This is a genomic window from Rhodococcus coprophilus NBRC 100603, assembly GCF_001895045.1.
Taxonomy (GTDB): domain Bacteria; phylum Actinomycetota; class Actinomycetes; order Mycobacteriales; family Mycobacteriaceae; genus Rhodococcus; species Rhodococcus coprophilus.
In genome coordinates, this window is record NZ_BDAM01000008.1 from 36,906 (window position 1) to 60,466 (window position 23,561).

A 23,561-nucleotide genomic window follows, 5' to 3' on the forward strand; every position below is an offset into this window, starting at 1 on the left:
GCCGTCCGCTATACGGTAGTAACGGTGTTACCGGCGTCACGGTAACCCTGTTATTCGACTACGGCAAGGAAATTCACGAAAATGAAGAACACCGTATCGGGCACCGGTGAGGACAAGCTCCTCGACACCGTTGTGGAGTTGCTCGACGAGGACGGTTTCGACGCGGTCCAGCTACGCGAGGTCGCCCGTCGCGCGCGCATCTCTCTGTCCACCATCTACAAGCGATACGCCACGCGCGACGAGCTGATCCTTGCCGCGATCGAGCGCTGGATGGAGGTCAATCACTCGGCGCTCGGTCCGCTGGTACGCGAGCCCGGCGAAGCTCTGCACCCGGCGATGATGCGGGTGATGCGGGCGATTTTCGACCCGTGGGAGAGGCACCCCCAGATGCTGCTCGCCTACTTCCGGGTGCGGGCTGCTCCCGGCGGTGACGCACTGCACAAGCGGGGTTTCGATCCCGTGGTGCCCGTCGGGATGGCCGTGCTGTCCGGGGTCGACCCCGACTTCGTCGCAGAACTGAAATCGATCCTGTCGAGCATGGTCTACGGATTGGTCGGCCGTTGCCGCGACGGCGACATCACGATCGCCGACATCATGCCCACGCTCGATCGCACGATCTACTGGCTCACCATCGGGTACGAAGCGACCCTCGAAGCCGGAGGCGCTGCGGCTCGGCCGTGACGGAGAATCGGGCACACGCCGTCGGCTGGGACGCGAGCGTCAGCTGTCGGGATTCTCGTGTTTCCGCTGCCGCTGCAGTTGCCGCGCGGCGTCGTCGGCGCCCTCGTGCTCGAGCGCACCGAACATCCTGTCCACCTTCGTATCCGGCGCCCGCGGCGGCAACAGCGGTGTGGACGGGTCGGTCACGGCCTGGATCACCACGGGGCGGTCGGCGGCGAGCGCTCTGCGCCAGGCGTCCTCGATGTCCTCCGGGCGCTCGATGCGGATGCCTTCGAGTCCGAGCAATCGGGCGTAGTCGGCGTACGGGAAGGCGGGGACGTCCTGCGAGGCCGGGATCCGGGCATCACCTTCCATTTCCCTTTGCTCCCAGGACACCTCGGAAAGGTCGCCGTTGTCCAGCACCAGTACGACGAAACGCGGGTCAGCCCAATTGCGCCAGTGATGGGCCACCGTCACGAGTTCGGAGTTACCGCCCATCTGCATCGCGCCGTCGCCGGCGAGCGCGATCACGGGCCGATCCGGACGGGCCATTTTGGCGGCGAGCCCGTAGGGAAGGGCCGAACCCATCGACGCGAGCGTGCTGGACAGATGCGCCGGAACATCCCGGGGAAGGCGGAGCATCCGGGCATACCAATACACGACCGACCCCACGTCGACGGCCACCTGCGCGTCCGGGGGCAGATGATCCGAGAGTGCAGCGACGACAGCCTGGGGGTTGAGCCGGTCGGAATTTTCGGAGCAGCGCGCCGCCGCAATCTGCCGCCACTCCTGCACCATGGTCGCGACCTCCCCGCGCCACGGCAATTCGGTCTGCTGTAGCCGCGGGAGCAAGGCCCGCAACGTCTCGGCCGCATCCCCCGGAAGTGCCACTTCCACAGGGTATTTCGATCCGATGTTGCGCGACTCGATGTCGATCTGGACGGCTCGCGCCTGGCCGGGTGCGGGGTAGAACTCGGTCCACGGGTCGTTGCTTCCGATGATGAGCAGAGTGTCGCAACCGGCCATCAGGTCGGCGGATGCGGTGGTCCCGAGGTGACCCATCACCCCGCACGCCCACGGCTGGGTCTCGTCCACCACCGGCTTACCGAGCAGCGACGTCGCGACGCCGGCGCCGAGTCGCTCCGCCACCTCGGCGATTTCCGCCATGGCATCGTAACCACCCTGACCGACGAGCAGAGCCACCTTCTCCCCCGCCGCGAGCACCTCCGCGGCCCGGTCGAGATCCGCCTCCGCGGGAATCACCCGCGGCGTCGCATACAGAGCCGTACTGGGAACGAACCCGTGTTCGTGCTCTTGCTCGGGCGCGTCCGCCTGCTGGATGTCGTGCGGCACGATCACACATGTGGGGCTCGAGGTGGCTCGCGCGGTGCGGAACGCATTGTCGAGTGCGGGACCGAGTTGCTCGGCGCTGTCGATGCTCTGCACGTACTGCGCGCAGACATCCTTGAACAACGTGGCGAGTTCGACCTCCTGCTGGTAGCCACTCCCCTGCGCGGATGTGACCACCTGGCCGACGACGGCAACGACCGGTTTGCTGTCGAGCTTCGCGTCGTAGAGACCCGTGAGGAGATGAATCGCACCGGGCCCCTGCGTGGCGAGACAGACGCCGACCTCGCCGGTGTACTTGGCGTGCCCGGTGGCCATGAACGCCGCCATCTCCTCGTGGCGGGCCGTCACGAGTTCGATGTGCTCGGATGCGCGGTCCAGTGCCGCCAGGACCGGATCGATACCGTCCCCGGCGTAGCCGAACACCCGGCGCACACCCCAGGCTCTGAGCCGGTCCACGATTCCGTCGGCCACGTTGGGCATACGAATCTCCAGTCCTGCAGTCGGGTGAGCGGATCGGGATTCGGGTTCCCGGTGGGGAGGGACCGAAACCTCACCGCCCTGCAGAGACCGACCGGAGACGCCACTGTCCTAGCGAGGGCTGTACATGATCATCGCGACGCCCACCAGACACACGAGCGCACCGGAGACGTCCCAGCGATCGGGGCGGAACCCGTCGACCACCATGCCCCAGGCGAGGGACCCGGCGACGAACACACCGCCGTAGGCGGCGAGAATGCGCCCGAAGTTCGCGTCCGGTTGCAGGGTCGCCACGAAACCGTATGCGCCGAGCGCGATCACGCCCGCCCCGACCCATATCCATCCCCGGTGTTCGCGGACCCCCTGCCACACGAGCCAGGCGCCACCGATCTCGAACAACGCGGCGACGGCGAACAACAACAGAGACTTCAGGATCGTCACGGCCGGACTCTAACGCTCACCCGGCCACGGGCTACGCCGACGTACCGGACTCACGCCCGGACGCCGGTCACAGTTCGTCGATAAACACCACGCCGTCCTGCAGCGCGCGTGCCAGCAGGGACGTCTTCGTGGGCGCGGGCCGGCCGACGCGAGCGTACTTCTCACGGATCCGCACGATATGAGTGCTCACGGTGGCTGCGGTGACATACAGGCGCGAGGCCGCTTCGGACTTGGATTCACACACAAGCCACTCACGAAGGATCTCGATTTCACGGGCCGTGAGCACCGGCTTCCGGTATGTCGGGGTCTTGTCGAGCATGCTGGTCATAGCGAATCCCTCTGTAGGCAACGATCGACCGAGCACGATCCCCCGACGAATGCGTCCCGGTCGCGACGACGCTACCGTGGCGCACCCACAACCCCCAGCCCCATATTCCCCTGCCCATGAAACAAGGGGCATCGTCAGCTCAGCTAAGTAGATGACGGGACGGCAGCGGGCAGCGGCCTGTCCAGCACGGACCCGCTGTGGTCGAGTTCGATGCGGCGCACTTCGGCGTGATCGCGCAAAAGCATCGTCACCAGCGAATGACGGCCCGGCGGAAGAACACGCACGGTCACCGCTCCACTCCACATCTCGTCCAGACAATCCACGACCGCTCGGTGGACGCGCCGGTGCACCTCCGGAGGCGCATCGTCCATTCCCTTGTCGTCGAGCATGACCACCTCCACGCCGCGAAGTCGCGCCGCCTGCGCGGCTTCCACGACCGCAGGATCTTGCAGCGCCGGAGCCCGCAACATGTCGCGGAGGCCGGCCTCGAGGAGGGCACACCTCATGCGATCCTCGTCCCGCAGAGGCTCCCCGGAGGCTATGAGGGCAAGCATCGGTCGCGCCAGCGCGTCGAGCCGAGCGAGTTGGGCATCGCGTTCGTCGAGCAGGGCTGCGGCAGCGGATTCCCGGGCGATCCGTTGGGTCGACCGCGCCCGCAGGCGGTAGATCGACCCGGCCAACGGCCGGATCGTGTACGCGAACACGGTGCCCATGAGGACCGGACCGGCATTGATCAACGACACACTCAGGCCGTAACCGGCACCGGCACCGGTCACCTGCGCCCACCCGACCGAGGTCGCGACCATGAGGATGAACCCGATCCACGCCAGCAGGGTGCGGCCACGGATGCACATGAAGACGAGGACGGTTGCGGACATCCCGAAAGTCCACAGCTGGACCGGCCGGTCGGTGGGTCCGGTCGGAACCACACTGAACAGGGCGCCGCACGAGACGGCCCCTGTGCACATCAGCGCGAGCGCCGGACCGAGCGGCAGCGGATCTCGTTCGACTGCGACGAGCACGAACGCAGCCACGATGCAGACAACGACGGACACGACCATCGGCCAGACGTTCTCGACCCGGTCGACGTTGTAGGCAGCGAGCAGCACACAGGTCGCCGCATACAGGCCCGCGAAGGCGCGAGCCGGTTTGCTGTGCATCCGCAAGAGGTCGGAGATCGTCGCGTTCCCAGAATTCATGACCGCTGCTCCCGCCACGAGAGGTGCACGGCCGTTCCGGCACCGGGCACCGAGCGCACTTCCGCCGTTCCACCGGCCAGCTGCTTCATCCGCGCGCAGATACTGACGCTGACACCCAAGCGGTCCTCGGCCACGTCGCGCGGCTCGAATCCGCACCCGTCGTCGACGACGTGCACATCGAGCCTGCCCTGCCGCACCTCGGCCGTGACCGACCTCGCCGCATCGGGTCCGGCGTGCCGAACGCTGTTGCGCACGGCCTCCGCCAGAGCGGCGGCGGCAACCCGGACCGGCTCCGCGGGAAATCCTGCCGTCTCCGCCTCGCGCGAGACACTCGGGCAGAAGGCGATCTCCTCGTCCGCTTCGGTGGCGGCGGCACGCAATCGGGACACCACCATGCCGGCGTCCATCAACGGCTCGTCGTCCTCACGCCGTCGGAGGTCGTCGAGTTCGGCCAGCGCACGGGCGGCCTGAGGAACGACGGAGTCGTCGGGCGCACGACGCGCAACGGCAAGGAACGTCGACATCACCCGGTCGTGGACGAGAGCATCGAAACGTTCACGCTCGACATTGCGGGCTTCGAGAGCGGCAGACGTTGCCGCTGCTTCGTGAGTCGCGGCAACGGTCTCGTCGAGCATGCGACCCGTACCCAGGCCCACCACTGCCGCGGCGAGAAACAGCGTGCAGAAGACGATTCCGAACGCGACGTCCGGCACGAAACTCTGCGTGAAGGGCGCATCCCTGACCGTGTGGTCGGCGACCTGCGCAAGCAGGACCGCACACACCATGTGGAGGAACGCCCACGGTGGCCGCCACGCCACCGCGGCGGCGAACGAGGCCACACCGGGAAAAAAGCTGAACCACAACGACTCGTCCTGCGGTGCGACCGAACCGTTCCACGCCGGGAACCACAGGGCGACGGCCCCGAGGTAGAGCAGCGCGTTCACCGCCGCGACTCGTTTCATCTCCTGCTTGTCGCAGAACGACGCCGAGAGGCCGAGGGCGATGCACGACCCGAAGATCATCACCGCTGCGGTCGGGGTCCACCACGATGCGGTCAGCCCGGCCTGCCCGACGATCGCCGGAGCCACCAGGAGGAGGTAACACATGTATCCGATGGCGATGAACCACGCGAACATTCGCAGCAGGCGATCTGCCGCCGCGGTCCCGCCGCCGGAACTCCGGTCAGGCACGTCGACGGGCATCCTCGCGCTCCGGAATCGGCAACCACCCGTCCTCGATCGCACGCTTGTACAGGTCGGTCTTGGTCGGGGCGGGCCGGCCCGCTTCGGCGTACTTGGCCCGGATCCGCTGCAGGTAGTCGTTGACGGTCTGGGGAGCGAGACCGGTCAATCGCGCCACACGATCGAGTTTCTCCCCCGACGCGTACAGTTCGAGCACCTCGAGCTGCCGGGGACTCAGGCCCACATCCCCGAGTTCGGGATCTCCGTCGATCGCCGCAGCCCACTCGGTACTCGCGACCTGCCCGCCCGAGGCGGCGATCCGGATGGCGTCGACCACCACCGCGGCCGGTTCCGACTTACGGACCACGCCCAGGACTCCAGCCCGCGCGGCGGAGCGCACGAAAAAGGCGTTCTCCGCTCCGGTGAACACGAGGGTTTCGAGTCCCGCGGCCCGCAACTGCTCGACGTTGCACTTCGGCGACGACCCGTCGGACAGCCGCAGATCCAGGATCGCGAGGTCGAGATCGTCGTGCTGCGCGAGCAGCGCATCCACCGTCGGAGCAGCACAGACGAGTTCCAGGTCCGCTTGGTCGGCGAGCATCGCCGCGAGTCCCAGAGCCACCGACTCGTGATCTTCGACGAGTCCGATCCGGCGGACGGGAGTAGAACGTTCGGCCATCACAGCCCTCCCGATTGCCCGATGTCGTATGCCGAACGAACGGTATCAGCCCGCATCAGTACGGGCTTTCTCTGCGAACCGACGCCGGATCGAGGTCGTCGCGTAGACCCTGCCAGCTGGTGTGCCTCAACCGGCCGCCGTCGGTCCACCCCTGGAACCGCACTTCGCCGACCAGCTCCGGGTGCAACCACACCGCATCTCGTCGCTCCGGACGGGGCACCTCGTCGAAGAACGGGCTCGTCGAGGTCTCCATGCCCTCCATCGAATTCGCCAGTTCGGTGAGGGTGCGCTCGTCGAAGCCGGTACCGACCTTCCCGGCATAGACCAGGCCGTCGTCGTCGAACACCCCGAGCAGCAGCGACCCGAAAGTCGCAGATCGGCTTCCCTGTCCCTTCCGGTAACCACCGATGACGACCGATTGGGTCTGCCAGTTCTTCTCCTTGATCCAGGCGCTGCCCCGTTTTCCCGGCAGGTACACCGAGTCTCGCCGCTTGGCGATCACGCCTTCCCATCGCGCGTCCCTGCTGCGACGGAGCGCTTCCGCGCCGTCGCCGGGCAACTGGCCGGGAACGAGCAAACCGCCGGTCGCCGCCGCGAGGGCATCGAGAACCCGGCGGCGATCGTCGTATGTCTTGCGCAGCAACGACACCCCGTCGAGATACAGGATGTCGAACACCCGGTACTCGGCCTTCACCCCCTGCTGCAGACGCGAGAAACTGGTCACTCCGTCGGGATCGACCGCCACGATCTCTCCGTCGAGCACCACGTCGTGCCCTTCGAGAACATCCGCGAGTGCAGCGAGCGGGGGGTATTCCCGCGTGATGTCGCGACCCGATCTGCTGTGCAGACGCAACTCGCCGCCGCACACCTCCGCGACCGCGCGATAGCCGTCCCACTTGCCTTCGAACGCCCAGCGCTCGGCGTCCAGCCCGGCCACCTCGCCCGGGGTGGCGAGCATCGGTGCGATGTCGCGCGGGAACGTCGATGCGTGGGAGGTCGACGACTGCTCCTTCATCCGGTGCGCCAGCCATTGGTCCTTCTCCGTGCGGATCAACGCGTAGCGTCCGTCGATCCGTTTTCCGTGCAGGCGCACGATGACCTCGTCTTCGCGCCACTTCTCCGTCTCGTACGTGCCGGTGTCCCAGATCGTCATGGTCCCGCCGCCGTATTCACCTTTCGGGATCGTGCCGTGGAAGGTGAGGTACTCGATCGGGTGGTCCTCGGTGTGGACGGCCAGGTGGTTGTGGCCGGGACTGTCGGGCAGGTTCTTCGGGACCGCCCACGAGGCGAGGACGCCGTCACGCTCGAGCCGGAGGTCGAAATGCAGCCGCCGGGCGTGGTGTTCCTGGATGACGAACCTGTCGCCGGAACCGTCGCGCGCGACACTTCGCGGAACGGGTTCGGGAGTGCGCGACGCGTCGCGCTTGCTTCGATACGAGGCGAGGGCGTCGGACGCAGGGCGGGTATCGAGTGGCGGGTCGAGACCTTCGAGCAGGTCGCCGGATTCGCCGAGGCGGTCGAGCACCTCCTCGAATCGGAGGTGCCGCAGGTTCGGGTCGTCCAGCTCGTCCCATGCGCGGGGCGCCGCCACCCACGGCTCCTCGCGACCGCGCAGCGAATACGGCGCGACGGTGGTCTTCGCTCCGTTGTTCTGGCTCCAGTCGACGAACACCTTGCCGGGCCGCACCGATTTGGACATCGTCGCGGTGACGAGATCGGGGTACGCGGCCGCCAGGTTGGTCGCGACCTGCTTGGCGACGGTCGACGCCCCGGACGTGCTCAGGATCCGGTCGAGCGGCACATACAGGTGGATTCCTTTGCTGCCGCTCGTGACCGGATAGGCCGTCCAGCCCAGTTCGGCGACGGTGTCGCGGACGTAACGGGCCACGACAGCGCATTCGGGCAGGCCCGCGCCGGGCCCCGGGTCGAGGTCGAACACGATCCGGGTGGCGGGGCCGGCGTGGTCGCGGTCGAAACGCCACTGCGGCACATGGAGTTCGAGAGCGGCCTGTTGTCCGAGCCAGACGAGGCTCGCGGCCGAATCGAAAAGTGGATAGGTGACGCTGCGTTGTTTGTGGTGCAGCGTTCGCCGGTCGATCCACGACGGGGCATGTTCGGCGAGGTTCTTCTCGAAGAACGCGGGTTCGTCGACGCCGTTGGGCCAGCGTTTCCGCGTACCGGCCCGGCCGGCGACATGCGGGAGCATCGCGTCGGCGACCGCCTCGTAGTAGGCGATGACGTCACCCTTCGTCGTCCCGGTCTTCGGATACAGCACCTTGTCCGTATTGGTGAGAGTGATCCGATGCCCGTCGACTGTGCGTGTCGGCATCACCTCATGATGCCGTGCCCGGCCGTGGACCGGCCGGAATGCGGGCGACTTCAGTCCCGGAGGCGCAGATCGACGGGCTGGCCGTCGGAGGGGAACGGCAGGGACGTGAAGTTCAGAGGTGCGACGTAGCCGGGGTCGACGTGCCAGTCGAAACGCAGCAGGAGGTGATGCATGATCGCTTTGATCTCGGCGCCGGCGAAGTGCATCCCGAGGCACTTGTGCACGCCGCCGCCGAACGGCTCCCAGGCATAGCGATGCACCTTGTCTTCGCGCCGGTGCTCTGCGAAGCGCTCGGGATCGAAACGCTCGGGATCGGGCCAGTACTGCGACATGTGGTGGGTGAAGTGGGGTGCGACCGCAGCGTAGGTTCCCGCGGGAACGAAGTGCCCCTGCACCTCGGTGTCGCACACCGCGCGGCGCGCCATGACCGGTACCGGCGCGACGATGCGGAGACATTCCTTCATGACCAGATCCAGGCTCACCAAGCCGTCGAGGTCTGCGTAGCCGGGTGTCGACGTGCCGAGCGCGAGCGACTCCGCCCGGCACTTCTCCCGCCACTCCGGGTACTGCCCCAGGTACTGCATCATGGTGGAGAGCGTGATGGTCGAGGTGTCGTGCGCGGCCATGAGCAGGAAGATCATGTGATCGACGACCTCGTCGTCACTGAAGCGTTGTCCTGCTTCGGATTCGATGTGGCACAGCACGGAGAACAGGTCGTCGGTCTCGTGTGCTCGACGAGCCGGGAGGTACCGGCGGAAGAACTCCTCCAGCAGTCGCCGGCCGTCGAGTCCCCGCTTCCACCGCGTACCGGGAACCGGATACCGGATCACGGAAGTAGCCGCCTGGACGCAGTCGACGAAAGCCGTTTTCACGGCTTCGATCTCGCGTTCGGTGCTGTGTTCGGCACCGCCCATGAAGATGTCCGTGGCAAGGTCGAGGGTGAGCGATTTCAGCTCGGTGTACGCCCGGAATCCATCGGCGGGCGTCCAGGAGTCGAGCGCGGCATCGATGGCCGGATGGAGCGCGTCGACCGTCTTCTCCAGGCGGGAGCGGGTGAACGCCTGTTGCATGATCCGCCGGTGCCGCAGGTGCTCGTCCGAGTCGAGAAGCATCAGGCCACCGTGGAAGAAGGGGCCGATCAGCGCCGACCAGCCGTCGCTGTTCACGAATGCCCGGTCCTTGTTCTGCAGCACTTCCTGGCATGCGTCGGGGCCGAGAACAGCCACCCAGCGACGGCCGATCATCGTGAACCACGAGAGCTCGCCGTAGGTGTCCCACCGCTTCTGCATCATCGTCAGCGGATCGCGGATGTATTCGAGGGCGTGCCCGACGAGGGGTGGCCCCGCGTGGCCCGGGATCGGGCGCAACTGCGAGTCGGCGGGTGGAGCGGCCAGGATCTTCGTCACGATGAACCCTCATTCCCGAAGTTGATCTGACAGGACCCTCTGTCAGATGCCTGTAGTGTGAGTCACACCGATCCCGTCTGTCAAGATCGGCGTATGACTTCCCCGACGCCGCGTCGATATGCGGGCATGACCGGCGACCAGCGAGCAGCAGTACGGCGCGAGGCCTTGCTCGAGGCGGCACTCGACCTGTTCGCGGCGAAAGGCAGGAGCGGCGCGACCATGACGGCGATCTGCGCAAAGGCCAAGTTGACGGAACGATACTTCTACGAAAGCTTCACCAGCAGAGACGAATTGCTGCAAAAGGTGCTGGACCGCATCGCCGACGAGATCCGTGACGCGGGACTGGACGCACTGCGGACGAGCACCGGCCCCCTCGAGGACCGGGTGCGCAACGCGATCACGGCGTTCGTCACCATCCTCACGGACGATCCTCGCAAGGGGCGGGTCGCGATGATCCAGTCGGCCGCCTTCGAACCCCTCCGCACGCATCGTCGTGCGGCGCTGCGGGGGTTCGCCCAGATGGTCGCGGACGAAGCGACGCTCATGTACGGGGACCGCGCTTGGCCACCGCACCAGGGCGAAATCAACGGACTGCTGTTCGTCGGCGGCCTCGCCGAACTGGTCACCGCCTGGCTGAACGACGAAATCGCGATCACTCCCGAGGAGATCGTCGACGCGGCAACTCACCAGTTCACGTCCACCGCACATCGCTGAAAGGCCGCTTCTGCACCGACCGCAGGGTCGGGTGCTGCGTGGGGCCGAGCGGTGCCCTCCCCGACCGCGGCGTAAGGCCCCGATTCCGGACAAGCGAGCGCCGGGGCGGTTGTCGTCCGCCGCGATCGTTCACACGCGACTCGCGGCAGTGCTACGTTTCGCACATGACCGCGGAGAAAACCGCCGTGTCCACCCATACCGTCGCTCGCCAATGCACCCTGTGTGAGGCGCACTGCGGAATCCTCGTCACCGTCGACCACGACAGGGTCACCCGCATCGAGGGCGATCCCGACGACGTGCTCTCGCACGGCTACATCTGCCCGAAAGCCACCGCGCTCGCGGATCTGCACCACGACCCGGACCGGCTGCGCCGCCCGATGCGGCGTGTCGGCGACAGCTTCGAGGAGATCGACTGGGACGAGGCGTTCGCCCTCGCCGGGAGCCGGCTGCGCGCCGTCCAGCGACGGCACGGTCGTGACGCGGTCGCGATGTACCTGGGCAACCCGGCCGCACACAGCTCGTCGGTCCTCTACGGGATCGCCCTTCGCGTCGCGCTCCTCACCCGGAAGTTCTACTCGGCGTCCTCGATCGATCAGTTCCCGCAGGAGTTCGCAGCGTGGAAGATGTTCGGCTCGAACGTGCTGATGCCGATAGCGGACGTCGATCGCACCGACCGCCTGCTGATTCTCGGGGCCAATCCCGCAGTGTCCAACGGTTCGGTCACCACGATGCCCGACGCCCGCGGACGCATCGCCGCGATCCGTCGCCGCGGCGGCTCGGTGGTCGTCGTCGACCCGCGGCGCACCGAGACCGCGCGGCTGGCGGATGAACACGTCGCGGTACGTCCGGGCGGTGATCCGTACCTTCTGCTCGGCATGCTGCACACGATCTTCGCCGACGGTATCCACCAGAAACCCGCCACCGTGCCACTGACCGGCATGGACCATCTCGCCGAGTTGGTCGCAGCCTGCACACCCGAGGAGATGGCGCCGCGCGCCGGGGTCGACGCGGACACGATCCGGCGCCTGGCCCGCGACCACAACTCGGCACGGTCGGCGGTCGCGTACGCCCGCATCGGTGTCTGCCATCAGGTCACCGGCACCCTCACCCACTGGCTGGTCAATACCCTCAACGCCGTGACCGGGAATCTCGACCGGCCGGGCGGCCAGATGTTCTCCTCGCCGCCGATCGACGTGGCACGTCTCATGCGACGACTCGGTTCCGGATACGGCATGTGGAGCAGTCGCACCGGCGAGTACAAGTCGTTCCGCACGGAACTGCCGGTGGTGGGTATGGCAGACGAAATGCTCGGTGACGCACAGGGTTCCGTCGGTCCGGTGCGCGCGCTGGTCACCTATGCCGGAAACCCGGTGCTGTCCACCCCGCAGGGCGGCCGTCTCGACGAGGCCCTCGACAGCCTCGACTTCTTCGTCGCGGTCGACATGTACCTCACCGAGACGTCCCGGCACGCAGACCTGATCCTTCCGCCGGTATCCCACCTCGAACGGGAGGAGTTCGACTTCCTGTTCCCGGTCTTCTCCGTCCGGAACAACGCACGGTTCAGTGCCCGCGTGTTCGAGCCTGCTGCCGACGCGCTCGAGGACTGGCAGATCATGTCGCGCCTGACCCTCGAGGTGCTGCCGCTTCCGTTCCGAACGTGGTCGGCTCGTCCCGTCCGTGCCCTGCTCGATCGACTGAGCCCACTGCGGCTGGGTGCGCTCGGCGTCCTGACCGGACCGCACGGAGTCCTGCGCCGCGGACGTCGAGGTCTGACACTCGGGCGGATCCGGCGCGCCCGCGGGGGAATCGATCTCGGACCGCTGCAACCACGGCTCCGGTCCCTGGTGTCGACGCGCGATCGCCGCGTGCACGTGGCACCGCCGGAGTTCGTCGACGAGACACGTCGCCTGGCCGCCGACGCCGAGATCGATTACCGGGACGAGGAATTCGATCTCCGGTTGATCGGACGACGCCATCTGCGATCGAACAATTCGTGGCTGCACAACATCCCGACGATGGTCAAGGGCCGAGACCGGTGCACGGTCCTGATGCATCCCGACGACGCGGCGTCCCGCTCCCTCGTTCACGGTCAGCCGGTGACCGTACGCTCCCGAATCGGGAGCATCGTGGTGCCCGTCGAGGTCAGTGACGAGATCCGGGCCGGCACCGTCGCCGTCCCGCACGGCTGGGGTCACGACGAGAAGGGTGTCGGCTGGTTCACCGCCGCCGCGCATCCCGGTGCCAACGTCAACCTGCTGCACGATCCGGCGGTCACCGACACCTTCACCGGCAACGCCGCGGTGAACGCGACGATGGTGAACGTCGCCGCGAAGGCCTCCGCTGCGATCTCCTGAACCTTGTGAGAAGTCGTTGGCGGCGTCTTTCCTATTTTCCGCCGTATACCGGGAAGACGCTCGACGCGCCGTAGTCCAGGGCACGAAGTTCGCGAAGCGCAGTCATGTCCGGCTCTGCGATGACGAAGTCGACGTCGGCGTTGGAGCGCATGTGGTCGGGGTTCTGCGTCTTCGGCAGCGACACTGTGCCCAGCTGCAGCGTGTACCGGATGCACAGCTGCGGAACAGAAACGCCGTACTTGTCGGCCATCGCCTGTACATCCGGGTTGTGCAGGATCTCGCCGTGCGCGATCGGCGAGTACGCCTCGACGAGGATGTTCCTGTCCTCGCAATAGGCGATCAGCTCGCTCGGCGTGTTCCCGGCATGTACCAGCACCTGGTTCGCGTGCGGGACCGAAGCACTACCCGCCAGGAGGTTCTCCAGATCTTCCTGCAGAAAGTTCGAGACGCCGATCGCCCGGAGCTTGCCTGCCCTGTGGGCGCCCTCCAGCGCGCGCCACGCTTGGCGGTTGCCGTCGGTGTAGTCGCCGCCGCGGAAGTCTTTCCAGGGTTGCGGGCTGTGGATCAGCATCAGGTCGATGTATTCGAGGCCGAGCGCCTTCAGCGAGCCGTCGATCGCAGCCGAGGCAGCGTCGTAGTCCTTGATCTCGGCCGCCAGTTTGGTCGACACGAACAGTTCCTCGCGGGCAATTCCCGAGGTGCGGACACCCTCGCCGACGCCGCGCTCGTTCCCGTAGGCCTGCGCCGTGTCGATGTTGCGGTAGCCGATCTCGATCGCGGCTCGCACGGCGTCTGCGGCCTTGTCTTTGTCGATGAACCAGGTGCCCAGTCCCAGCTTGGGGATGGTTACGTCATTGGAAAGCGTGTAGGTCTCGTTCAGGATGCTCATGTGTTCTCGCTCCTTTCCTTGCACTGTCAAGCTTCCCCGCACGGAGCGCGTGGCGTGCATGATCGGCGAAGAACAACGGGGCAGCAGACGAAGCGATCGTGACCGGCGACGAGGAAGCGCGCCGGCTGGAGCGGCGGAAGTAAGTACGTGTGGCCGCGCACCGAGGGCGTCGCAAAAAAAGGACGGAGCGTGCCCGGTCAGCCGTAGAGTTGCGCGAACTTGTCGAGCGATGTCTGCAGGTCACCGTGCAGCGCGCGTGCCACCCCGGCTCCGATCGGGCCGAACAGCGGCGCTCCCCCGAGGTCGATCTTCATCGTCAGACGGGATCGGTCACCTGCGGTCGTGACGGCGAGTCGCATCGAGAACTTCGTCCCCGCCTTGCCTGTTCCGCGGAGCACCACGTGATGCGGGGCGTCGAGTTCCACGACGGTCCAGCTGACCCGGTTGCGCATGCCCTTGACCGACACCACCGAGTGAAGGGTCGTGCCCGCAGTGAGCGTGTCCGGCAATTCGCTGCGCCAGCCGTCGTGAATGGTCAGCCACTCGTCGAAGGTCTGAAGTCGGGATGCCTTCTCCCAGGCGCGGTGCGGGTCCATGGGGAGTTCTGTCGACACCTCGAGTTTCGCCATGATCGGCAGCCTAGACGACGGGAGTCACCAGGCGCCCCGCACAGCCCGGAGGCCCACCCCGCGTGGGGTGGGCCTCCGGATCTCGGTGACGGTGTAACGCAGAGTCAGTGGGAGACAACCTTCTCCACGCCGACGCCGGTGAGGGAACGAACTTCCATCTCGGCCTGCTTGTACGGGTCCTCCGGCTTTCCGCGGCCCAGGTACGTGCCGACGATGCCGAGCAGGAAGGCGAGCGGGATGGACACGATGCCGGGGTTCGACAGCGGGAACCAGGAGAAGTCGGCGTCGGGGAACATCGACGACGGGCTGCCGGACACGGCGGGCGAGAACATGATCAGCACGAGGCAGCTGATCAGACCGCCGTAGATGCTGAACAGCGCACCCGTGGTGTTGAACTTCTTCCAGAACAGGGAGTACAGCAGCGTCGGCAGGTTCGCCGAGGCGGCGACCGCGAAGGCGAGTGCCACCAGGAATGCGATGTTCTGTCCCATCGCGAGGATGCCGAGAACGATCGACACCAGGCCGATCACCACGACGGTGATCCGGGAGACGCGCACCTGCTCGTCCTCGGTGGCGTTGCCGCGCTTGATGACGCTCGCGTAGATGTCGTGGGCGAAGGATGCCGACGCGGTGATGGCCAACCCCGCGACCACCGCGAGAATCGTGGCGAACGCGACCGCCGAGATCACGGCCAGGAACACCGTGCCGCCGAGTTCGAAGGCGAGCAGCGGGGCTGCGGCGTTCTCCTTGCCCGGGGCGTTGAGAATGACGTCCGGTCCGACCAGTGCGGCAGCGCCGTAACCGAGAACCAGCGTGAACAGGTAGAAGCCACCGATGAGCGCGATCGCCCACGTCACGGAGCGACGAGCTTCCTTCGCGGTGGGCACCGTGTAGAAGCGCATCAGCACGTGCGGCAGGCCGGCGGTGCCGAGGACCAGTGCGAGACCCAGCGAGATGAAGTCGATCCGCGACATGTCGCTGATGCCGTACTTGGCGCCCGGGGCGAGCACGTCGCGCTGGGCGACCGCCTCGCTCGCCGAACCCGACACCATGGCCTGGGCATCGGCGAGAAGCTGAGAGAAGTTGCCGCGCACCGCGACCAGGACGAGCACGAACATCACGCCGGCACCGGCGATGAGGAGCACCGCCTTGACCATCTGCACGTAGGTCGTGCCCTTCATGCCACCGATCAGCACGTACACGATCATGAGCACACCGACGACGGCGACCACGACGGCCTGACCCGTCTTGCCTTCGATGTCGAGGAGAAGCGCGACGAGACCACCCGCACCGGCCATCTGGGCGAGCAGGTAGAACAGCGACACCGCGAGTGTGGACAACGCGGCGGCCATACGCACGGGCCGCTGCTTGAGCCGGAAGCTCAGCACGTCGGCCATCGTGAAACGTCCCGTGTTGCGCAGGAGTTCGGCGACGAGCAGCAGTGCCACGAGCCACGCGACCAGGAAGCCGATCGAGTAGAGGAAGCCGTCGTAGCCGTAGACCGCGATGGCGCCCGCGATACCCAGGAACGACGCTGCCGACAGGTAGTCGCCGGCGATGGCGAAACCGTTCTGCGGGCCGGAGAACTGCCCGCCGCCGGTGTAGAAGTCGGACGCCTTCTTCGTGGTCCGGCTGGCGCGGATCACCAGGCCCATCGTGACGACGACGAACGCGAGGAAGATCGCGATGTTGAGAAGCGGGTTACCGATGTCGGTGGTGCCCTGTGCGAGAACGCTCACTGCTGCGGTCCTTCCAGCTCGGTACGGATCGCGGCGGCACGGTCGTCGAGCTCACGACCGGCGAACTTCACGTACACCCCGGTGATGATGAATGTCGTCAGGAACTGCGCCAGACCCAGCAGGAGCCCGATGTTGACGTTGCCGAGGACCTTGGTGGCCATGAAGTCGGTGGCGTAGGTGGCGAGCAGAACGTACAGGGCGTACCAGGCCAGGAAGAAGGCCGTCACGGGAAACACGAACCGGCGCAGCCGACTGCGCAGTTCCTGGAACTCGGGGCTTTCCTGCATGTCGACGAAGTCCTGCGGCGTCGGAACACGCCGCTGGGGTACGTCACTCTCGCTGGGAGGTGCTGTGGTCACTGCCGACTCCTTGGTCGTACGTGTGATGTGTGGTGGTCACACACATTAATGAGACGGCGGTCACACAGAGAAGGGGCATGCGTCGGTGGCACGCTCAACTGCGGAGCGATGCGCCGAACGGTCGCCTCACCGCGACGAGCGGCGGTCGCCGAATGCACCCAGCTCTCGATCCCGGCCCATGCCCAGTCGCTCGGGGACGTGCATTCGGGAGAACGTCCGGCCTACGTCGGCCGGGATCCGTGCTCGCGTAGCGAGACTCACGGCGATCATCGTCACGAACGCGAGCGGCACACTTGCTGCGGCCGGGTATTCCGACAGCACTGCCGGCCAGCCGTGCGCGGTCTCCGGATCGAATCGCACCAGGATCGACGTCATGGCCGCACCCCCGGCGACCCCACCGCCCACGATCATGCCCGCGGCGGCACCGATCGCCGTCAGACCGCGCCACCAGATTCCGAGGACGAGCAAGGGACACAGCGTGGAGGCGGCGATCGCGAACACCTGACCGACCGACCTCGACAGGTCCAGGGACGTCACCGACAACGCGAGCACCAACGGCACGACCCCCGCGAGGACCGCCGCGATCCGGAAGTCGCGAACCCGCCCCCGCAGCACATCGGTGGACAGCACACCCGCGACACTGACGAGCAGACCCGACGACGTCGACAGGAACGCCGCGATCGCCCCCGACGCGACGAATGCGGCGACGAGTTGACCTCCCCACCCGGACAGCACCGAACCGGGCAACAGCAGTACCGCCGCATCGGATCGGCCCGTGATGAGCAGTTGCGGAACGTACAACCGGGCGAAGACGCCGAGAACGGTCGGGAACAGGTAGAACACCCCCAGCAACCCGATCACCGCGAGCGAGGTCATGCGCGCCGCACGTCCGTCGGGGTTGGTGTAGAAGCGGACGAGTACATGCGGCAACCCCATGGTGCCGAGGAACGTCGCGAGCATCAGCGAGTACACCTGGAACAGCGGGTGGGCACCCCCCGCTCCGATTCCCGCGCCGGGAGCCGCCCAGGTGTCGTTGTCCGACGGCGCGCCCGCCACCACCGGGACCGGCGACCCCGCCTCGAGCACCAGCTGGGTTCCGGCCCCGAATTCGTGTTCGCCCGGTGCAAGCTCGATCACGCCGAAGACGGGCACACCGTCCACGTCGCCTCGGACCGTCACGTCGAGCGGGTCGGCGACCTGCACGATGACATCCACGGTGATGTCGACGGTGGTGGTTTCGGTGACGGTCGGGGGAACAGGCGCATCCACCGCGCGATGATCACCGACGAAATGCAGGATCAGGACGAGGGCGGGGATCGCGACCGCGGTGAGCTTGAGCCAGTACTGGAACGCCTGCACGAAGGTGATCGACCGCATCCCGCCACCGACCACGTTCGCGACGACGATGATGCCGACGACTGCGACCCCCACCCAGTCCGGGACGCCGAGAAGGATATTCAGCGTGAGTCCCGCGCCCTGGAACTGCGGCACGAGGTAGAGCACGCAAATGATGGCGACCACCATCATCGACAGGGTGCGCAGCCACCGCTCACCGAGCCGGAACTCCGCGAAGTCCGGCACCGTGTACGCGCCGGAGCGTCTCAGCGGTGCCGCGACGAAGAGCAACAACCCGAGATACCCGGCGGTGAACCCCACCGGGTACCAGAGCGCGTCGGCCCCGAACTTCGCGACCAGCCCTGCGACACCGAGGAAGGATGCCGCGGACAGGTACTCCCCCGAGATGGCGGCGGCGTTCCACCGCGGCCCCACGCTGCGGGACGCGACGAGGAAATCGGATGTCGTGCGCGCCATCCGGACTCCGTACACCCCGATCGCGACGGTCGCGACGGCTGCTGCGACGAGGCCGACCAGGGTCGCCACGGGAATCGGCTCGGTCATGCGGTACCCGATTCGCTCATGGCGTCAGTCGTCGGTCAGATCGGTGAAGTCCTGCTCGTTGCGTTCGGCGAGCCGCACGTAGACCCACGCGATGCCGAGCAGTACGGGATAGCCGACGACGCCGAGCAGGATCCACGGCAGCCGCACCCCCAGCAACGTCACCTCCGACAGTCGCGGCACAAGGTGGAACAACACCGGGATCGCGCCCAGCAGCAGAACCGTCGCGAGGCCGACCCGGACGGCCAGGCCGAGTTGAGCACGGACGAGACCACGCACCATCGCGTCGCCGACTTCCGTCTGCTGCTGCACCTCCGTGCGGGTACGGACGATGCGTGCGCCACGTCGTTGCGCGAGCACCACGCGCTGCCGCGGTGGCGGCGGCCCACCCGCGGCGGTGCTCACCGCGACGTCCAGGACTGCATCGGGCCACGGATCAGCCGATCCTTGAGCTCGCGGGTGTGACGACGACTGACCGGCAACTCCACCGGCGGGGCATCGCCGTTGCCCTTCAGGCAGACCACCAGCCCGGAACCGACGCTGCGGATACCGGTGACCAACGGCAACGCGACGAGGAACGACCGGTGCACCCGCAGGAACCCGGCGTCCGCCCAGCGGTTCTCGAGTGTCGAGATGGGGATGCGCACGAGGTGCGAACCTGTCGCGGTATGCAGTCGCGCATAGTCGCCGTCTGCCTCCACCCACTGCACCGACGATCGTGGCACCAGGGTGGTGACCCCACCCAGCTCGACAGGAATCACCTCGTCTCCCGGCGGCGTCTCCGTCGTGCGGGCCGCACCTGACCTGCGACGGTCGACGATGCGCTGCACGGCCTGCGCGAGCCGCTCCTCCCGCAGCGGCTTGAGCACGTAGTCGACGGCTCCGAGGTCGAACGCCGACACCGCTCGGTCGTCGTGCGCGGTCACGAACACCACCGCCGGTGGGGTCGCGAAGTTGCGGAGGATGCCGGCGATCTCCAGCCCGTCCAGGCCGGGCATGTTGATGTCGAGGAAAACCGCGTCGATCCCGCCGTCGCGCAGCAACCGCAGCGCGGTCGTCGCGTCGCTCGCGGTGTGCACCTGGGCGATCTGGTCCTGGGCGCGCAACAGGTACGCCAGCTCGTCGAGGGCGGGCGGTTCGTCGTCGACGGCCAGTACGGTGAGGGTCTCTGCTTTGTCGTTCACGGCGGACCTATCGTGCCACGTCGGGAGGCCGTCACGGCCGGATACCCGCACGGAACTTGGGCACCCGCATGCTCACCTTCGTGCCCGCGCCCGGGGCGGTCTCCACGACCAGCCCGTAGTCGTTGCCGAACGCGGCCCGCAGCCGGTCGTCCACGTTGGCGAGCCCGACATGCGCAGATTCCTTCACGCCGCTGCCGTGCCGGCTCTCGGCAATCGAGTCGAGGGTGCCCGAGCGCAGCAACTCCGGGTCCATGCCCACGCCGTCGTCCTCGACACTGATGACGCAGTCGGTTCCCTCGTCCGCCGCGGTGATCGTGATGGTGCCGGTCCGGGTGGCCGTCCCGGCGATTCCGTGACGCACCGCGTTCTCGACGAGAGGCTGCAACGCGAGAAACGGCAGCGTCACGTTGAGCACCTCGGGCGCGACCTGCAACCGCACCTCGAGCGCATTGCCGAACCGCGCCCGTTCCAGCGTGAGGTAACGGTCGATGTTCCGCAGTTCGTCGGCGAGCAGTGTGTACTCCCCCGTCGCGCGGAACGAGTATCGGGTGAAGTCTGCGAAGTCGAGCAGCAGTTCCCGCGCCCGGTCCGGGTCGGTGCGCACGAACGAGGCGACGGTGTTGAGGGCGTTGTAGATGAAGTGCGGGCTGATCTGCGCGCGTAATGCCCGTAGTTCGGCCCGGTCGAGCCTGGCCCGGGAAGCGTCGAGTTCGGCCAGTTCGAGTTGGCTGCACGCGTAGCGCGCCACTTCGGTGATCGCGCCGAGCAACGCGGGGCCGGGCGTCGTGGTCGTCACCACCCCGAGTATCCCGGCCACCCCCACGTCCTCGATCACGAGAGGCTGAGCGATCAGTGCGCGCGCAGCGAGATCGCCGACGCCGGGCACGAGGTCACGGTGCCCGACCAGTACCCGCCGTTCCTCGGCCACGGCGCGGGCCGCGGCCTCCTGCATCTGGTCCGCGAGCCCGCCGAACGGCCCATCCCAGGCAAGCAGGGTGCCGTCCGGGTCGATGAGAGCGACAGCCTGTGCCTCTGCAAGCAACATCCGCAGGTGGACGGCGGCCTCGGTGGCGGACGATGCGTCGAGGCCGCGGCGCAACGGCCGCGCGGCGAGCGACGCCGTGTGCAAGGTGGTGTGCACGGCGCGCTCGGCGGGCGTGGTGACCACTCGACGGGTCCGGGCCCACACCACGGCGAACACGACGACGACCAGCGTGGTCACCGCCGCGAAGGCGAGGAGGACGGTTGCGTTCACGTCTCGTCCGCGCTCTCTGCTGTGCTCACGGAGTCCGGCGATTCGATCATGGGCCTACGCTACGGCGACCACCGGCGGCGGGTGCGTCGATCCGTCGGCACCTGCGGGCCGGGCGGGTTCCGTCAGTATCTGGCGCGGCGCTCGACGCGCTCTTCCGCAGCCGCCTCCTCGATGTCGAGGCTCTCGAGTTCGACGCGCAGGCTCTCGTCGTCGAGCGTGCCGTCGTCCCGCGCCGCGATCAGGGCGGTGCGCTGGGCCCGGAGCACGGCGCGGCGGAACTCGTCGAACAGTGCGCCGGCGTCGATGCCAGGGTCGGTGTCGTCCTCCGACTCGACCTGCCTCGCGTCGACGCGCGCCTGGAGCGATCGCCGGACACGTTCGAGGATGCGGCGCACGGCTTCCGGGTCGAACCCGCGGGGCGGGTCCTTCTCCAGACTGCCCATCTCTTCTCTCGCCGCGTTCACCGTGATGGTGCGGGCGAGTTCCCGTTGCTCCTCGTCACGGAGACGTTCGTACGGGTCGACGACGTCGAGTCGCCGGATCAGCAACGGCATGGTGGCTCCCTGGATGAGCAGCGTGCCCACCGCCACCACCAGCGCCACCAGGTGAATGATCTCGCGTCCCGGGAACGGCTCGCCCGACCCGAGGACCGCCGGCACACCACCGGCGGCGGCGAGGGTGACCACCCCGCGCATCCCGGCCCACGACACCACGATGTGCTCGCGGTAACTCAAGGGGTCGCGGCCGAGGCGGGTCAGCCCGGCGGTGCGCACCACCCGCCTGCGACCCCAGTTCAAGAAACCCCAGATCGGACGGACGAGCATGACCACCACCAGCACCGAGACGGAGTACATCAGAACCCGCAGCACATCCAGGCCGGTGTCGGCCACCTCGTCCAGGACGAACTTCAGTTGCAGTCCCATGTATGCGAAGACGAACATCTCGAGCAGGGTGTCGACGCTTTCCCACACGAACCGTTCCTGCAACCGGGTGGTGACCGTGGTGTCGGTGGCGCGGTGCCCCATGTAGAGGCCCGCCGCGACCACGGAGAGCACTCCGGACGCGTGGATTTCCTCGGCGACGAGGTAGGCCGCGAACGGAAGGACCAGCCCCACCGCCGTTTCCAGCGGTGAATCGAACATGCGGCCGCGGACCCAGTGCACGATCACCGCGAGCACCAGACCGATCACGACTCCGCCTGCCACTTCGTAACCGAAGAACAGAACCGGTGAGTCGCCGAACACCTGGGTTCCGGCGACCGTAGCGATCGCCACGCTGAACAGGGTCAGGGCGGTGGCGTCGTTGACGAGTCCTTCGCCGGTCAGAATGGCGATCACCCGTTTGGGGAGCCCCAGTTTCTTCCCCACCGCGACCGCGCTGACCGCATCGGTCGGAGCGACCACCGCCCCGAGCACCAGCGCCGCAGCGAACGTCAATTCGGGGATCAGCCAGTTGGCGAAGAACGCGACGGCAAACGCCGTCGCGAGGACCGTGACGATCCCGAGCCGAAGGATCGGCGCAAGATGACGACGGAACGTGGGAACGGAGAACTTCAGCGCCGCCGAATACAGCAACGGGGGCAGGACGACCCCGAGCAGCACGGCCGGTTCCAGCTCGAGCCGCGGCAGGCCGGGGAGGAACGACGCGATCGCACCGATGGTGACGAGAACCAATGGGGCCTGGAGGTTTCTCCGATTCGCAAGGCCGGTGACAGCGATGGCCGCAATGACGACGAGAAGGATCATGGTCCCGTTCACGGGACCGATTCTCCCCCTCCACTACCCGTCGTGAGCCTGTCACCGCCGAGCCGACGCAGGACCGTGGCCGAGCAGTCCAGGGCTCAGTGGGTTGCCGGACTCAGTCGGTGCCGAGCGCCTTCTTCACCGCACCCTGCGCGGAATCGACCTGTCCGGCGAACTTGCCGCCGGTCTTGCTGTCCGCGACGTCACCGATCTTGTCGACGACCTGGTTGACCTTCTCCGGATTCTCGGCCGCGAACTGTCTGCCCTTGTCGACGATGCCCTTGACGTTGTCCATGAATCCCACGCGCAAACCCCTGTTGTCCGGTGATCGGGTCATTCCGATCGAGCGAACAAAAGGGTGTCACAGCGTCGGCCGGACCAGCGAGCGGGCCGGTCGGTTCGTTACTGGGCGGGCCCCGACGGGGTGGCCGGTCCGGGGCCGCCCTCCGGCCGGGGGTCCGGACCGGGCTCGGGATCGGGCCGGACGACAGGGTCGGGATTCGGCGGCGGTGTGCCGGGCGCCGCGTCGGTGCCGAGGTGCTTCCGCGCGGCGTTCTGCGCCTTGTCGATGTGCTGGGAGTACTTCCCACCGGTCTTCGAGTCGGCGACGTCGCCGACTTTCCCGATGGCGCCGTCGATCTTGTCGGAGTGTTCCGCGGCGTACCCCTTGCCTTTGCCGAGGAGTCCCTTCACGGTGTCCATGAGTCCCATGGCGTGTCCTTCCGTTGGACTACGACCAGCGTGCCACAG

The 23,561-nt window shown here is 67.3% G+C and carries 22 protein-coding genes; 3 read left to right on the forward strand and 19 right to left on the reverse strand.

Going from position 1 to position 23,561, the window contains the following annotated elements:
• The first annotated feature begins 81 nt into the window (after positions 1-81).
• Positions 82-681, forward strand: a complete 600-nt coding sequence (locus RDCOP1_RS14120; protein WP_072701614.1) for a TetR/AcrR family transcriptional regulator — start codon at positions 82-84, stop codon at positions 679-681.
• 39 nt (positions 682-720) lie between these two features.
• On the opposite strand, the gene RDCOP1_RS14125 is transcribed toward RDCOP1_RS14120, so the two are convergent.
• From RDCOP1_RS14125 to RDCOP1_RS14160, 8 genes are all read right to left on the reverse strand, one after another.
• Complete coding sequence (locus RDCOP1_RS14125) at positions 721-2,490, reverse strand: thiamine pyrophosphate-requiring protein (RefSeq protein ID WP_072701616.1); 1,770 nt, start codon at positions 2,488-2,490, stop codon at positions 721-723.
• Positions 2,491-2,598: 108 nt separating this feature from the next.
• Entirely contained in the window at positions 2,599-2,928 is a 330-nt protein-coding gene (locus tag RDCOP1_RS14130; RefSeq protein ID WP_072701618.1) for a YnfA family protein, read from the reverse strand.
• 67 nt (positions 2,929-2,995) lie between these two features.
• Positions 2,996-3,256 carry a LuxR C-terminal-related transcriptional regulator gene (locus tag RDCOP1_RS14135; protein WP_072701620.1) on the reverse strand — a complete coding sequence of 87 codons (261 nt, stop codon included), beginning with the start codon at positions 3,254-3,256 and terminating at the stop codon, positions 2,996-2,998.
• Positions 3,257-3,399: 143 nt separating this feature from the next.
• The gene (locus RDCOP1_RS14140) at positions 3,400-4,455 is read right to left on the reverse strand and encodes a DUF8320 family protein (RefSeq protein ID WP_072702003.1); all 1,056 of its coding nucleotides are present in this window, start codon (positions 4,453-4,455) and stop codon (positions 3,400-3,402) included.
• Positions 4,452-5,645, reverse strand: a complete 1,194-nt coding sequence (locus RDCOP1_RS14145) for a sensor histidine kinase (RefSeq protein ID WP_231922996.1) — start codon at positions 5,643-5,645, stop codon at positions 4,452-4,454. Before RDCOP1_RS14145 ends, RDCOP1_RS14140 begins: the two co-directional genes overlap by 4 nt.
• Entirely contained in the window at positions 5,638-6,315 is a 678-nt protein-coding gene (locus tag RDCOP1_RS14150) for a response regulator transcription factor (protein WP_072701624.1), read from the reverse strand. The genes RDCOP1_RS14145 and RDCOP1_RS14150 overlap by 8 nt, the downstream gene beginning before the upstream one ends.
• A 55-nt stretch (positions 6,316-6,370) precedes the next feature.
• Positions 6,371-8,644 (reverse strand): ATP-dependent DNA ligase, encoded by a 2,274-nt coding sequence (locus tag RDCOP1_RS14155; RefSeq protein ID WP_072701626.1) that lies wholly within the window; start codon positions 8,642-8,644, stop codon positions 6,371-6,373.
• A gap of 50 nt (positions 8,645-8,694) precedes the next feature.
• Positions 8,695-10,050: a cytochrome P450 gene (locus tag RDCOP1_RS14160; protein ID WP_072701628.1), complete on the reverse strand. Its 1,356-nt coding sequence runs from the start codon at positions 10,048-10,050 to the stop codon at positions 8,695-8,697.
• A 93-nt stretch (positions 10,051-10,143) separates the two neighbouring features.
• On the opposite strand from RDCOP1_RS14160, the gene RDCOP1_RS14165 reads away from it, so the two are divergent.
• Positions 10,144-10,764 carry a TetR/AcrR family transcriptional regulator gene (locus tag RDCOP1_RS14165; RefSeq protein ID WP_072701630.1) on the forward strand — a complete coding sequence of 207 codons (621 nt, stop codon included), beginning with the start codon at positions 10,144-10,146 and terminating at the stop codon, positions 10,762-10,764.
• A 164-nt stretch (positions 10,765-10,928) separates the two neighbouring features.
• Positions 10,929-13,118, forward strand: coding sequence for a molybdopterin-dependent oxidoreductase (locus tag RDCOP1_RS14170; protein ID WP_072701632.1), 2,190 nt, complete (start codon positions 10,929-10,931; stop codon positions 13,116-13,118).
• A 31-nt stretch (positions 13,119-13,149) separates the two neighbouring features.
• Here RDCOP1_RS14170 and RDCOP1_RS14175 read toward each other — a convergent pair whose 3' ends face one another.
• The 11 genes from RDCOP1_RS14175 to RDCOP1_RS14225 all read right to left on the reverse strand — a co-directional run bounded on the left by RDCOP1_RS14175 (position 13,150) and on the right by RDCOP1_RS14225 (position 23,522).
• A complete protein-coding gene (locus RDCOP1_RS14175) occupies positions 13,150-14,007 on the reverse strand; it encodes an aldo/keto reductase (RefSeq protein WP_072701634.1) in 858 nt (285 codons plus the stop codon).
• Between the two features lie 197 nt (positions 14,008-14,204).
• On the reverse strand, positions 14,205-14,636 hold the full coding sequence (locus tag RDCOP1_RS14180) for a type II toxin-antitoxin system Rv0910 family toxin (RefSeq protein ID WP_072701636.1): 432 nt from the start codon (positions 14,634-14,636) through the stop codon (positions 14,205-14,207).
• Positions 14,637-14,740: 104 nt separating this feature from the next.
• Positions 14,741-16,375: a monocarboxylic acid transporter gene (locus tag RDCOP1_RS14185; protein ID WP_072701638.1), complete on the reverse strand. Its 1,635-nt coding sequence runs from the start codon at positions 16,373-16,375 to the stop codon at positions 14,741-14,743.
• On the reverse strand, positions 16,372-16,734 hold the full coding sequence (locus RDCOP1_RS14190; protein WP_072701640.1) for a DUF485 domain-containing protein: 363 nt from the start codon (positions 16,732-16,734) through the stop codon (positions 16,372-16,374). The genes RDCOP1_RS14185 and RDCOP1_RS14190 overlap by 4 nt, the downstream gene beginning before the upstream one ends.
• Positions 16,735-16,860: 126 nt before the next feature.
• A complete protein-coding gene (locus RDCOP1_RS14195) occupies positions 16,861-18,633 on the reverse strand; it encodes a sodium/solute symporter (protein ID WP_072701642.1) in 1,773 nt (590 codons plus the stop codon).
• A 24-nt stretch (positions 18,634-18,657) separates the two neighbouring features.
• Entirely contained in the window at positions 18,658-19,047 is a 390-nt protein-coding gene (locus RDCOP1_RS14200) for a hypothetical protein (protein ID WP_072702007.1), read from the reverse strand.
• Positions 19,032-19,814, reverse strand: a complete 783-nt coding sequence (locus RDCOP1_RS14205) for a LytR/AlgR family response regulator transcription factor (protein WP_072702005.1) — start codon at positions 19,812-19,814, stop codon at positions 19,032-19,034. The genes RDCOP1_RS14200 and RDCOP1_RS14205 overlap by 16 nt, the downstream gene beginning before the upstream one ends.
• A gap of 31 nt (positions 19,815-19,845) precedes the next feature.
• On the reverse strand, positions 19,846-21,069 hold the full coding sequence (locus RDCOP1_RS14210; RefSeq protein WP_084722623.1) for a sensor histidine kinase: 1,224 nt from the start codon (positions 21,067-21,069) through the stop codon (positions 19,846-19,848).
• Positions 21,070-21,191: 122 nt separating this feature from the next.
• Entirely contained in the window at positions 21,192-22,826 is a 1,635-nt protein-coding gene (locus tag RDCOP1_RS14215) for a Na+/H+ antiporter (protein WP_072701644.1), read from the reverse strand.
• Between the two features lie 100 nt (positions 22,827-22,926).
• On the reverse strand, positions 22,927-23,148 hold the full coding sequence (locus RDCOP1_RS14220; RefSeq protein ID WP_307718199.1) for an antitoxin: 222 nt from the start codon (positions 23,146-23,148) through the stop codon (positions 22,927-22,929).
• Between the two features lie 65 nt (positions 23,149-23,213).
• Positions 23,214-23,522, reverse strand: coding sequence for an antitoxin (locus tag RDCOP1_RS14225; protein WP_072701648.1), 309 nt, complete (start codon positions 23,520-23,522; stop codon positions 23,214-23,216).
• Positions 23,523-23,561 lie beyond the last annotated feature (39 nt).